Here is a 13,226-nt window from a genome sequence, read left to right on the forward strand (position 1 = left end):
CCGACCTATAGTTTAAGAAACCCTCATCGATTTGTGTCTCAAATTGGTGAGGGTTTTTTATAGGCCGTGCCCCGGCATGTTTAATGATTTGAGAATGGATAAGCTATCGGCTAAATCTTCTTTGTTGTTTTGCGCCAAATTTTTCAGGCCAGCAACAATGAACGACAGTAAATACTCACAGGCCTGCTCTTTGTTTTCTATCGAACAGAGCATGCCTGACAGCTCACCGATTCTGTCGACTTCTGAAAACGTATTACACATTACGCCGACCATAAAATCGAAACCCCATTGAATGCTGGCTTCATCCGCATCGGGCATAGAACGGCGCATTTCCTGTTGGAATAAAACTGCCGCAGAGTCGAACTGATCTTTTAGCAGCTCAAGATTATAGCCCAGCAGGCTTGAAACCATACGGGCATAGCTGCGCCATCCGGATCCTCCGTTTAAGTGCCAGAAAAGATAAGGCACAACGAATGAGTGAACGATGTGTTTAATAGACAGCGGCGCGCCGTTGTTTTTATGTCGAAAGTAGTCGAGTAGCTGCAGCCGACAGTCGCTGAGCAAACCTATTCTGCGTTTGATTACTGCTTCAAACAGCGCTTCTTTAGTGCCAAAATGGTAGTGGGCTAAAGCCAGTTTAACGCCGGCCGTTTGAGTAATTTGGCGGATAGACACAGCATCATAGCTGCGCTGTGCAAACAGTTGTTCAGCGGCATTGAGAATTTTTTCTGATGTTGATATCTGCATGTTGTATTTCACACTGTCAAATAATGGCGTGGACTGTCGAAATAGAAAACGTCTACAACGAATTAATTTTTCTAGCTTAGCGTTTACGACAAACGCCTGAACATTATAAAGCCGTGAGGCGTAAATTCACTTAAATTTATGTCGTGATACTACATGACGGCTGCTAATACCCTGATTGATACTATTATTTCATGATTTTAAAGACTACTTTTATTCTTTAATGTCTACTGGCCCTGCAAATCCATTCTACGGTTACCCGCACTAACGTTAATTTTTAAGATCTCCCTCACTATTTAACACAAATTAGTTGGACGGACGTTCAATATTTTTATAGGTTGGACGTACGACCAATAATCAGATCGTTTTTATACCAATGCAGGCTTGGCATTGATTTAGGTAAATAGAATACAGGAGCCTCTATATGAAGATTATTGACCTCAGCGTAACCCTTGAAGACCACACTCCCTGCGACCCGCCCTCTATGCCGACCAAAATTGAGTATTGGGGGCACGATAAAGGCGCTGAGCATATGCGCCAGTTTTTCCCTACCGCGACCGAGAAAGATCTGCCGGGCGGCCTTGGCTGGTCGATTGAATATATTCAACTGACAACCCACAGTGGAACTCACCTTGATGCGCCCTGGCACTACCACCCGACGATGAATAAAGGGGAACCCGCCAGAACTATCGATCAGATTCCATTGGAATGGTGCTTCTCCGACGGTGTGATGCTTGATTTCTCTCAGCAGCCGGGCGACGGAGGCAAGATTACCGTCGCTGATATCGAAAATGAACTTAGTCGCATCAACTATAGCCTCAAACCGCTGGATATCGTGGTAATCCGTACCGGTGCCGCTGAACACTGGGGGACTTCCGCTTATCTTAGCGCTGGATGCGGCATGACGCGTGAGGCGACGCTATATCTGCTGGAACGCGGAATTAAAGTCGTGGGTACTGATGCATGGAGTTGGGATCGCCCTTTATCCCTGATTGCCGAAGAGTTCGAGCAAACCGGGGATTCATCATTGATTTGGGAAGGACACTTTGCCGGTATTGAAAGCGAGTATTACCACATGGAGAAAATGTGCAATTTAGACCAGCTTCCTCCATTCGGTTTCAAAATCGCCTGCTTCCCGATAAAAATTAAAGCTGCCAGCGCAGGCTGGTGTCGTCCGGTCGCTATGTTTGATTTGTGATTAAGGGATATACCATGACTAGTTCCAGCAATTCATCAATCTCAGGTAAGAAGAGTGCTAAGTGGCACGTTCTGTTTGGTGGCTTTTTTGGCTATATGTTTGACGCGATGGATATCCTATTACTGGCCGTCGCGATGCCAGTTATTATTGCCGATCTTGGCATCTCGAAAGCCGACGGCGGGCTTCTGGCAACCGCTACCATGGTTGGTATTGGCCTGAGTAGTATTATTGTCGGTTGGTGTGCTGATACTTACGGGCGGCGAAAAACTCTGTTCTGGAGCCTGACTATTTTTAGCGTGCTCACGGTTGCTATCGCCTTTACCAGCACTTGGTTCGAAATTCTGGTACTGCGCTTTTTAGCCGGCCTTGGTTTAGGCGGCGTGTGGAGCATTATTGTTGCTTATATTACTGAAACCTGGCCACCAAAACAGCGTGGAAGAGCGGCTTCGTTTGTGCTGAGTTCTTTTCCTGTTGGTGCCGGTTTAGCCGCATTCTTATCCTATTTGATTATTCCTGCCTATGGCTGGCGGGCGCTGTTTTTATGCGGTGCCGGTGCCATTATTGCGGCAATTTACTTCCTGATTTTCGTGCCTGAATCTGAAGTGTGGAAGCAGCAAAAAGAGCAGCAAAAAATTAAAGGAGAGAAAATTGCCATCTCTGAGATTTTCTCCGCCGATATGCTGCGTAATACGGTTCTGGCAACCACGGTAGCCAGCTTTGGCTTGATTGGTTATTGGGGATGTACCACTTGGCTACCGCTGTTTTTGACTCAGGACCGTGGGCTGAGCATGGAAACCATGTCGCTGTTCTTTATCGTGCTCAATGTCGGCATGTTTGTCGGCTACAACGCCTTTGGCATACTTGCCGATAAGATTGGTCGGCGTACTGCACTCATTCTCTCATTTATTGGCACCGCCATTACTCTACCGATTTACGTCAGTATGACCGGCGATATGGCTCTGTTGGTGATGGGGCCGGTATATGCCTTCTTCACCGCGTTTGTTGGCCTGATGGGCTCCTATTTTCCGGAGCTTTTTCCCACCAGAATCCGCACGATTGGTGCAGGTTTTTGTTTCAACATCGGACGGGGTGTCTCTGCATTTGCGCCATTTGCCATGGGCTTTATTGCTCAGGGCTACGGCTTAGTGACTGGTCTAATGATTTGCGCAGGTTTCTTCTGTCTGGCCGGCTTGATGATGTTCGCTTTACCCAATATTGATGCAAATAAACAAAAATCCTGTGCAGTACAGAATGCCGAAGCACAGGAAGGAAATTAATATGAATAACAAAACGATTATTACGGTAGCAACCACGGGCGCATTTCCAACCAAGCAGGACAACCCGAATATTCCGTTGACGCCAACCGAGATTGCCAATGATGTGTATGAGTGCTGGCAGGCCGGTGCCGCGATTGCTCATTTGCACATGCGCGACGACCAAGGTAAAGGGACGATGAATCTGGAGAAATTCAGGGTAACGGTGGGATTAATTCGTGAAAAGTGCGACATCGTAATTAATTTGACCACCTCCGGCGATCTTAATGCGACGGATGAAACCAGAATGGAACACGTGATAGACCTCAAACCTGAGCTGGCTTCCTATGACTGCGGTTCAATGAACTGGGCGCACAGTGGCCTGTTTATCAATCATCCTAAGTTTCTGGAAAAGCTGGGGCAGGTGATGATTGATAATCAAGTCAGACCGGAGATTGAGATATTTGATGCCGGAATGTTCTACAACTCACTGTATTACATAAAGAAGAACCTCATCAAAACGCCAGCTTACTATCAACTGGTATTGGGTGCTGCGGGAGGAACGGCTGCGACGGTGGAGAATTTAGTCTATTTACGTAATTTATTACCGGCAGATGCCCACTGGTCAGCATTCGGTATCGGCAAAGGGCATATGCCGGTTCTGATGGCCACGCTAGCCCTTGGCGGGCACGTCAGGGTCGGGATGGAAGACAACGTCTTTTATAGGAAGGGGCAGTTGGCTGAATCTAACGCCCAGTTTGTGGCAAGAGCAGTGCGCTTAGCCAATGAGGCAGGCAGGCCATCGGCAACGCCCGCTGAAGCTCGCGCCGTTCTTGGGCTAAAAGAGAGGGTCTCATGACCGAGTTAGTCATTGTTAGTGCCGTACGCACGGCAATCGGGAGTTTTGGTGGGGCTCTAGCCTCAGTCTCTGCATCTCAGTTAGGTACCTTGGTTGCTCAGGAAGCGATTGCGCGCGCCGGTATTGAGGCCAGTACTATTGATGAAGCCGTCCTTGGCAACGTTTTACAGGCAGGGTTAGGGCAGAACCCCGCCCGGCAGGTTGTGATTAATGCCGGGCTACCTGAAGTCACTCCAGCTACCACCATCAATGTGGTGTGCGGCTCGGGCCTGAAAAGTATCATTTTTGCTGCTCAAATGATCCGATCCGGCGATGTCGAAACCGTACTGGCCGGGGGGATGGAGAATATGTCAGCGTCGCCTTACCTGTTAGAAAAAGCCCGCTGGGGATACCGGATGGGTGACGGGAAAATTATCGATACCGTGGTGAATGACGGTCTGAGCTGTGCTTTCAACCATTATCATATGGGCATTACCGCTGAAAATATTGCCGAGCGCTATGGTATTAGCCGCCGTGAACAGGACGAAGTTGCCGCTCGATCTCAGCAACGGGCGGCGGCGGCAATTGCATCCGGTGCCTTTGCCCGTGAAGTTATTCCGGTCACTGTTCGCCAGAGAAAGGGCGATGTGGTGTTTTCTGAAGATGAATATCCAAGGGCTGACACGTCAATAGCTACGCTTAGCCAGCTGCGGTCAGCCTTTAAGCCTGTCGGCACAGTGACGGCGGGGAATGCCTCCGGCGTTAACGACGGTGCCGCTTCTTTGATTGTGATGAGCGGTGATAAGGCCCGCCGGTTAGGTTTAAAGCCAATGGCACGCATTCGCGGTTACGCGACCAGTGGCGTTGACCCCGCCTATATGGGAATCGGGCCGGTCCCAGCGACTCAGAAGGCCTTGCTAAACGCTAACCTTAGTCTGGCGGATATCGACCTGATTGAGGCTAATGAAGCGTTTGCCGCTCAGTTTATTGCGGTAGGAAGAGAGCTTGGTCTGGACTTAGATAAAACCAACGTTAACGGCGGGGCAATTGCCTTAGGCCATCCGATTGGTGCCTCAGGAGCCCGCATTCTTGTGACATTGCTTCATGCTCTGCAGGCCAGAGATAAATCACTTGGGCTAGCGACGTTGTGTGTCGGTGGCGGGCAAGGGGTTTCCGTTATCGTTGAGCGGATAAACTAAGGAGGACCGATAGTGAAAGCTAAACTGATTACGCTGGATAGTTTTTCCTCTCAGTTACGGGATGGCATGAGCATTATGTTTGGTGGCTTTATGGGAAACGGTACGCCGCCGATGTTAATCAATGCCTTGCTGAATTCAGGCGTAAAGGACTTAACGTTGATCGGTAATGATACCGCAGTGCCGGGGTTGGGCGTTGCTCCGCTGATTGCCCATAAACGGGTACGCAAGGTAATTGCTTCTCATATCGGGCTTAATCCCGAAACCGGCCGCCAGATGATGTCCGGTGAAATGGAGGTTGAGCTGGTACCACAGGGAACGCTGGTTGAACGTATTCGGGCTGGTGGTGCAGGGCTTGGTGGGTTTCTGACGCCGACTGGCGTAGGAACGGTGGTTGAAGAAGGGAAACAGCGGATGACGATTAACGGACGGGACTATCTGCTGGAATTACCGCTACGCGCCGATTTGGCACTGGTTCACGCTAAGCGGGGCGATCGGGCGGGGAACCTTTACTATCGACGGTCAGCCCGGAATTTTAATCCGGTTATCGCATTGGCTGCCGATCGGGTATTTGCTGAAGTTGAAGAGTTGGTCAATATCGGCGAGTTGGATCCGGATCTGGTTATGACCCCGGCCATGCTGATTGATGGCCTGATTCAGGGAGGTGCTCAATGACGCCAAAAGAGCTGATAGCCCGTCGGGTGGCCTTAGAGCTTCAGGACGGTGATGTGGTTAATCTGGGGATTGGCCTGCCCACCATGGTGGTTAACTATATTCCCGATTGGGTTGATATTACCTTTCAGTCAGAAAACGGTTTTCTCGGTATTTGCGCTTGTGAGGAGGGGGAACACGATCCCGATCTGGCGAATGCCGGAGGGCAGCCGTGCGGTATTATTCCCGGAGGTTCAACCTTTGATAGCGCCTTCTCATTTGCACTGATTCGCGGTAATCATGTGGACGCCTGTGTATTAGGTGGGCTGGAAGTCGATCAGCAAGGGAATCTGGCCAACTGGATGATCCCCGGCAAAATGGTACCGGGTATGGGCGGTGCCATGGACTTAGTGACCGGTGCCAGAAAAGTGATTGTGGCAATGGAGCACTGTGCAAAAAACGGCTCATCCAAGATTTTACCACGTTGTACATTACCCTTAACGGCGCAATGCTGTGTTTCTGTGCTGGTAACCGAGCTTGCGGTTTTTGAATTCAGAGACGGGCATTTGGTTTTGATCGAACATGCTCCGGGCGTTTCGCTGGCGCTGATTAGTGAAAAGACTGATGCGGAATTTATTGTTGATGCTAGTTTCAAATCAATGAATCTTGCCCTTTAAGCGCTGTAATTATGCTGTTCTGTCTTAGTCAGGATGGAACAGCACTTCTTCTATTGATTCAATAAAATCCCTTATTACCACTTAAACGTTTCAGCTTTTCTCCATTATTCTCATTTTATCGAAACGTTTCGATGGCGATCACAAATTCCTCATAAATCTTTTACTTTATCCGCTTATGTTTCTAAACTTTGAACTAACGAAACGTTTCGATGGCGGTAAACCGGATGAAAAAAGGCACATTACTCAATTCAACCCTCTCTTGGGCTATCTCCCGTCTGGGGCATACGGATACTCTGGTGATTGGCGATGCGGGCTTACCGGTTCCGGCTGGCGTTGAGCGTATTGATTTGGCGCTGACCCACGGCGTACCTTCATTTTTGCAGGTATTTGACGCAGTGACTGACGAAATGCAGGTTGAAAAAGCCATAGTGGCCGCAGAAATCGCAGATAAAAACCCGCAGATGCATCAGCAATTGCTGACTCGGCTAAATGAGCTAGAGCAGCGTCAGGGAAATACCATTGTGGTGGAATATGTGAGCCACGAAGAGTTTAAAGCGTTGTCTCATGACAGCCGCGCGGTTGTGCGTACCGGTGAATGTTCACCCTACGCCAATGTAATTTTATGTTCCGGCGTTGTGTTCTGAGGTACTGATATGCAACCTCTACTTCAAATTAGCGGTATTGAAAAATCCTTCCCCGGCGTCAAGGCCCTGTCGGGCGCGAGCCTGAACGTTTATCCCGGTAAGGTGATGGCGTTGCTGGGGGAGAACGGTGCCGGTAAATCTACCCTGATGAAGGTGTTGACCGGCATTTATACCAAAGATGCGGGTCGGATTGAGTATTTAGGCCAAGAAGTCGCGTTTAACGGCCCGAAATATTCTCAGGAAGCCGGTATCGGCATCATCCATCAGGAACTCAATCTCATTTCGCAGCTCAGCATTGCCGAAAACATCTTTCTGGGGCGTGAGTTTGTTAACGGCCTTGGCAAAATTAACTGGAAGAAGATGTATGCTGAAGCCGATCGCCTGCTGCGGCGGTTAAACGTCCAATACAGCAGCCGTCGTCTGGTGAGTGAGCTGTCTATCGGCGATCGACAAATGGTTGAAATTGCCAAGGTGCTGAGCTTTGAGTCCAAAGTCATCATTATGGACGAGCCTACCGATGCGTTGACCGATACAGAAACCGCCTCACTGTTTAACGTGATTAATGAGCTACGGGCTCAGGGCTGCGGCATCGTTTATATTTCTCACCGTTTAAGAGAGATCTTCGAAATTTGCGACGACGTTACCGTTCTGCGCGACGGCGAATTTATCGGTGAGCGCCCGGTTGCTGAACTCGATGAAGACCGCCTGATTGAAATGATGGTCGGTCGTCGTCTCGATGAGCTGTATCCTCGCTTAGATCAGCCGCGCGGCGGTTTACGCCTTCAGGTGAAAAATCTTTCTGGTAAGGGCGTTCATGATGTGAGCTTTGACCTTTACCGCAGTGAAATTTTGGGCATTTCCGGTCTGATGGGCGCTGGCCGTACTGAACTGATGAAGATGATTTACGGCGCCTTGCCTCACGCTCATGGCAGCGTGATCCTCGACGGGCAGACCATTCGGGTCACCAATCCTCAGGATGGGCTAAAGAACGGGATTGTCTATATTTCTGAAGATCGTAAAGGCGATGGCTTAGTGCTTGGTATGTCGGTTAAAGAGAATATGTCGTTAACCGCACTGCGCTATTTTAGCCAGCGCTGGGGCTCGCTTAAGCACGCCGAAGAGCGTCAGGCGGTTAATGACTTCATCAAGCTGTTTAATATCAAAACCCCGACCATGATGCAGCCTATTGGCCTGCTTTCCGGCGGCAATCAACAAAAGATCGCTATTGCCCGAGGCCTGATGACCCGGCCTAACGTATTGATTCTTGATGAGCCCACTCGCGGCGTTGACGTTGGGGCAAAGAAAGAGATCTATCAGCTTATCAATCAGTTCAAGCGTGAAGGGCTGAGCATCATTCTTATTTCATCAGAAATGCCGGAAGTTATCGGCATGAGCGATCGCATTTTGGTTATGCATGAAGGCCATATTAGCGGCGAATTTCCTATTGAACAGGCAACACAAGAAGTACTGATGGCTGCTGCAGTCGGCAAACAGTACGGCGTTACTCAGGAGTAATACACAGTGAATACGTCACAGACCCCGTCACCAAGCCGCTTGAACAAAGAGTGGTTGCTTGAGCAAAAGTCGCTGATTGCCCTGATCGTGCTGATCATTGCGGTCTCGTTCTTGAGCCCGAATTTTTTCACCGTTAACAACATGTTTAACATCCTGCAGCAAACGTCGGTTAATGCGATTATTGCCGTAGGCATGACGCTGGTCATTTTAACGTCGGGCATCGACCTGTCGGTCGGTTCTTTGCTGGCGCTAACCGGTGCCATTGCGGCTTCGCTGGTCGGGCTGGAAATTAATGCCTTTGTCGCTATTGCTGCATCGTTGGCGTTAGGCGCAGGCGTTGGTGCCGTTACCGGCGTTATCGTTGCCAAGGGTAAAGTGCAGGCTTTTATCGCCACGCTGGTGATGATGTTGATACTACGCGGTGTTACGCTCCAGTTTTCTGACGGCAGCCCGCTGAACCTTGGGTTTTCTGACAATACCGATGTGTTTGAATGGTTTGGTATTGGCCAGCCTTTAGGAATTCCAACTCCAGTCTGGATCATGGCAATCGTGTTTATTGCCGCCTGGTATTTACTCAACCATACCCGTATGGGGCGCTATATTTACGCTTTGGGTGGTAATGAACCGGCAACCCGCCTATCGGGCATCAGCGTCGATCGGGTTAAGATTATTGTTTACTCCCTATGTGGCCTGTTGGCTGCGCTGGCCGGTGTTATTGAGGTCGGGCGTTTATCTTCCGCTCAGCCAACCGCTGGCGGTGGATATGAACTGGATGCGATTGCCGCCGTTGTGTTAGGCGGAACCAGTCTGGCCGGTGGTCGCGGTCGGATTACCGGAACCTTGATCGGTGCGCTGATTTTGGGTTTCCTAAGTAATGCACTGAATTTATTAAGTATATCGTCCTACTTCCAAATGATCGTGAAAGGCGCCGTCATCCTGTTGGCGGTATTAGTAGATAACAAGAGCAGTAAATAACCTTTTATATAGGAATAATGAGAATGAATATGAAAAAGCTGGCCATGTTAGTTTCTGCTACAGCATTAACCCTGTCGGTTAGCGCTGGCGCGATGGCAAAAGATAACATCGCCCTTGTGGTCTCCACTCTGAATAACCCGTTCTTTGTTTCAATGAAAGACGGTGCTCAGAAGAAAGCCGATGAACTGGGCTACAACCTGATCGTACTAGACTCGCAAAATAACCCGGCTAAAGAGCTGGGCAACGTGCAGGACTTAACGGTTCGCGGTGCAAAATTGTTACTGATTAACCCGACAGATTCTGATGCGGTAGGCAATGCGGTCATGCTGGCGAACAAAGCCAACATTCCGGTGGTAACGCTGGATCGTGCGGCAAACAAAGGCACGGTATTAAGTCACGTGGCTTCTGATAACGTGGCCGGCGGTAAAATGGCCGGTGACTTTATTGCGAAGAAACTGGGCGATAGCGCCAGAATTATTCAACTGGAAGGTATTTCCGGAACCTCGGCGGCCCGTGAACGCGGTGAAGGCTTTAAACAGTCAATGGCAGCACATCCGTTTACCCTGTTAGCTAGCCAGCCTGCTGACTTTGACCGCACCAAGGGGCTGAACGTGATGCAAAACCTGCTGACCGCTCACCCTGACGTACAGGCTGTATTTGCCCAGAATGATGAAATGGCATTAGGCGCAATGCGTGCACTACAAACGGCCGGTAAGAAAGACGTTCTGATCGTTGGCTTTGACGGTACTAACGATGGTCTGAAAGCGGTGAAAAGCGGTCGCTTAGGCGCCACTATTGCCCAGCAGCCTGAGCTGATCGGTAGTAAAGGCGTTGAGGTTGCCGATAAGATCCTCAAAGGCGAGAAGGTTGAAGTTAATAACCCGGTTGAGCTGAAGCTGATTGCTGAATAAGTAAAATCTCCTAGATCCCGGCGAAAGCCGGGATCTAGGTTTTAGCTGGCAGATTAACGTTTGGCTTAAGGGCTGAGGGTTATTCATTCAGTTTTGCCGTAAGTTTCGTCCACATGAGTAACGCCGGAATAATGGCTTTTTCTGGTGGACGAAGGGCGGTATTTTTGAGTTCTAGTGGGCGGAGGGCCTACCATACCTAGGGGGCTCCGGCGGTTTTCGCCGCTACGACCCCAATGGTATGCTCTCCTTCCATTCGATATTTGCCCGTTAGTTCTTAGGCCGCATCGTAAAATTTTTTAGCGTTTTCCCCAGAGGTATCAGTATGTCAGCGAAGAAATTAGTGGTGTTAGGCAGCATTAACGCTGACCATATTCTTAACGTGAATGAGTTTCCTCGCCCCGGTGAGACGATTACCGGTAGCGATTACCGGATCTCTTTTGGCGGTAAAGGGGGAAACCAAGCGGTAGCTGCGGGCCGTAGCGGCGCGAATATCACTTTTATTGCCTGTGTCGGTGATGATGATATCGGTAGGCAGGTTTGCAAACAGCTGTCTCAGGACAACATTGATATCCAACCGATAGAAACTATTGCCAATATTAACACCGGTATAGCGATGATTTTTGTTAATAGCAAAGGTGAGAACGTTATTGCTATTGACGCCGGTGCCAACGCATCGGTCACGCCGGACTATTTAGCCAAATATCGTCAGCAAATTATTGATGCCAGCGCGTTGCTAATGCAGCTAGAGACGCCGTTAGAAACCATTATTGCGGCGGCAAAGCTGGCAAAAGAGCATGCGACATTGGTCGCCTTGAATCCGGCACCGGCCCGTGAACTACCCGACGAGCTATTGGCCAATATTGACATTATTACCCCCAATGAAACAGAAGCCGAACAGCTGACCGGCATTGCGATACACAGTAACGATGATGCCAATCGCGCGTCGGCGGTGCTTCATGCCAAGGGAATTCGCACGGTAATCATTACGTTGGGCAGCCGGGGAGCCTGGGTTAGCGTTGAAGGGCATGGAAACCTGATTGTCGGCTACAAAGTTAAACCGGTTGATACCATTGCTGCGGGCGATACCTTCAACGGTGCTTTGATCACGGCGCTGCTTGAAGGGCGTGAGCTGGCCGATGCAGTGAAGTTTGCCCATGCTGCGGGTGCCATTGCGGTAACGCGCCGGGGAGCTCAGCCTTCCGTGCCGTGGCGTAAAGAGATCGATACATTTTTAGCGAATCAGCAATAGGAGCTACGCAGTGGCAACGATGAAGGATGTCGCCCGCTTAGCCGGGGTTTCGACGTCAACGGTTTCACACGTGATTAATAACAATCGCTTTGTGAGCCAGCCGGTCAGGGATAAAATTCTTTCCGCCGTTGCTGAACTGAGCTACTCGCCGTCAGCGGTTGCCCGTAGCCTTAAGGCCAAAGAGACGCGTACCATCGGGATGTTGCTCACTTCCAGTAACAACCCGTTCTATGCTGAAGTGGTGCGTGGCGTAGAGCAGAGCTGCTATGAGCGCGGCTATAGCCTGATTTTATGTAATACCGAAGGCAATACCGAGCGCATGGGAGCCAGCTTAGAAACGTTACTCCAGCGGCGCGTCGATGGCCTGATTCTGATGTGCAACGACCGCAATCCTCTGTCTGAAGCGCTATTCCTTCACTATCCGACCCTGCCCATTGTCATGATGGACTGGGCACCGTTTAACGGCATGTGCGATACCATTCAGGATAATTCTTTACTCGGCGGTCAGTGTGCGACCAACTATCTAATTAGTAAGGGATACCGGCGTATCGCCTGTATTACCGGCCCGCAGGATAATACTCAGGCCTGTCGCCGTTTGTCCGGCTACCAACAGGCAATGATCATGGCTGGCTTAGCGCTGGAAGATGACTATCAGATCTTCAGTAACTTTGAGTTTTCCGGTGGTCTGGAAGCCATGCAACGGCTACTTCAACTGCCTGAACCGCCTGATGCCGTATTTACCTGTAACGATGCGATGGCCGTTGGCGTTTATCTGGCGCTGAGCCGTAAGGGACTCAAGCCGGGGCAGGATATTGCGGTAGTCGGGTATGATGATATTGAGCTCGCGTCGTTTATGTCACCGCCGCTGACCACCATTCATCAACCGACGGATGCATTGGGTAAATTAGCCATTGATACGCTGCTGGAGAGGCTAGAAACTCAGATCGTTGAACCCCGCACGCTGGCACTAACGCCAAGGCTGATAGAACGTGAATCCGTCGGAATGCTTTGATCGGAAAAGTTTTTCGCTGCCGCTGAGTTAAATTCTGGTCTTTTCCGGGCGCTATTTTGTTCTTGGGCGGCTGTTCCATTCTTTTTGCCCTTGTCCCTGTTCCTGTTCCTTTGTCCTTGCCCTTGCCCTTAGCCCTTCACTCTTAACCCTTGCCCTTGTAGTCGGGTCGTCATCCCGTTGAAAAACAGGACCCAGCTGTTGAATTTGACCTTTGTTTTTGTCTTTTAAATTCAAGTGAATAAGGTCAAGGACTGGGTCCGTTTTTCAACGGGATGACGACCAGAAGGGATCAGAATGAAGGGCAAGGGCAAGCCTCCCGCTGTCATTGAATACACGAACACACGTGATTCGCCAAACCGCCGG

At 49.9% G+C, this 13,226-nt stretch carries 13 protein-coding genes; 12 read left to right on the forward strand and 1 reads right to left on the reverse strand.

Features of this window, described 5'->3' with window-relative positions; all coding sequences use genetic code 11:
- Positions 1 to 57: 57 nt before the first annotated feature.
- A complete protein-coding gene (locus tag GVI43_RS13095; RefSeq protein WP_159567304.1) occupies positions 58 to 747 on the reverse strand; it encodes a TetR/AcrR family transcriptional regulator in 690 nt (229 codons plus the stop codon).
- A gap of 421 nt (positions 748 to 1,168) precedes the next feature.
- On the opposite strand from GVI43_RS13095, the gene GVI43_RS13100 reads away from it, so the two are divergent.
- The 12 genes from GVI43_RS13100 (at position 1,169) to rbsR (ending at position 12,863) form a co-directional block, all read left to right on the forward strand.
- Positions 1,169 to 1,942, forward strand: a complete 774-nt coding sequence (locus tag GVI43_RS13100) for a cyclase family protein (protein WP_159567305.1) — start codon at positions 1,169 to 1,171, stop codon at positions 1,940 to 1,942.
- A gap of 14 nt (positions 1,943 to 1,956) precedes the next feature.
- Positions 1,957 to 3,219, forward strand: coding sequence for an MFS transporter (locus tag GVI43_RS13105; protein ID WP_159567306.1), 1,263 nt, complete (start codon positions 1,957 to 1,959; stop codon positions 3,217 to 3,219).
- Between the two features lies 1 nt (position 3,220).
- On the forward strand, positions 3,221 to 4,054 hold the full coding sequence (locus GVI43_RS13110; RefSeq protein WP_159567307.1) for a beta-keto acid cleavage family enzyme: 834 nt from the start codon (positions 3,221 to 3,223) through the stop codon (positions 4,052 to 4,054).
- On the forward strand, positions 4,051 to 5,232 hold the full coding sequence (locus tag GVI43_RS13115; protein ID WP_159567308.1) for an acetyl-CoA C-acetyltransferase: 1,182 nt from the start codon (positions 4,051 to 4,053) through the stop codon (positions 5,230 to 5,232). Before GVI43_RS13110 ends, GVI43_RS13115 begins: the two co-directional genes overlap by 4 nt.
- A 12-nt stretch (positions 5,233 to 5,244) precedes the next feature.
- Entirely contained in the window at positions 5,245 to 5,904 is a 660-nt protein-coding gene (atoD, locus tag GVI43_RS13120; protein WP_159567309.1) for an acetate CoA-transferase subunit alpha, read from the forward strand.
- A complete protein-coding gene (locus GVI43_RS13125) occupies positions 5,901 to 6,557 on the forward strand; it encodes a 3-oxoacid CoA-transferase subunit B (RefSeq protein ID WP_159567310.1) in 657 nt (218 codons plus the stop codon). Before atoD ends, GVI43_RS13125 begins: the two co-directional genes overlap by 4 nt.
- 224 nt (positions 6,558 to 6,781) lie before the next feature.
- On the forward strand, positions 6,782 to 7,201 hold the full coding sequence (gene rbsD, locus GVI43_RS13130; RefSeq protein WP_159567311.1) for a D-ribose pyranase: 420 nt from the start codon (positions 6,782 to 6,784) through the stop codon (positions 7,199 to 7,201).
- A gap of 9 nt (positions 7,202 to 7,210) precedes the next feature.
- The gene (gene rbsA, locus GVI43_RS13135; protein WP_159567312.1) at positions 7,211 to 8,716 is read left to right on the forward strand and encodes a ribose ABC transporter ATP-binding protein RbsA; all 1,506 of its coding nucleotides are present in this window, start codon (positions 7,211 to 7,213) and stop codon (positions 8,714 to 8,716) included.
- 6 nt (positions 8,717 to 8,722) lie between these two features.
- Positions 8,723 to 9,691, forward strand: coding sequence for a ribose ABC transporter permease (gene rbsC, locus GVI43_RS13140; RefSeq protein ID WP_159567313.1), 969 nt, complete (start codon positions 8,723 to 8,725; stop codon positions 9,689 to 9,691).
- Between the two features lie 23 nt (positions 9,692 to 9,714).
- Positions 9,715 to 10,602 (forward strand): ribose ABC transporter substrate-binding protein RbsB, encoded by an 888-nt coding sequence (gene rbsB, locus GVI43_RS13145; RefSeq protein ID WP_159567314.1) that lies wholly within the window; start codon positions 9,715 to 9,717, stop codon positions 10,600 to 10,602.
- A 322-nt stretch (positions 10,603 to 10,924) separates the two neighbouring features.
- Positions 10,925 to 11,851 carry a ribokinase gene (gene rbsK, locus GVI43_RS13150; protein WP_159567315.1) on the forward strand — a complete coding sequence of 309 codons (927 nt, stop codon included), beginning with the start codon at positions 10,925 to 10,927 and terminating at the stop codon, positions 11,849 to 11,851.
- A gap of 10 nt (positions 11,852 to 11,861) precedes the next feature.
- Positions 11,862 to 12,863: a ribose operon transcriptional repressor RbsR gene (gene rbsR, locus GVI43_RS13155; RefSeq protein ID WP_159567316.1), complete on the forward strand. Its 1,002-nt coding sequence runs from the start codon at positions 11,862 to 11,864 to the stop codon at positions 12,861 to 12,863.
- Positions 12,864 to 13,226 lie beyond the last annotated feature (363 nt).

The organism is Budvicia diplopodorum, assembly GCF_009800925.1.
In the GTDB taxonomy this organism is placed as follows: Bacteria; Pseudomonadota; Gammaproteobacteria; order Enterobacterales; family Enterobacteriaceae; genus Budvicia; species Budvicia diplopodorum.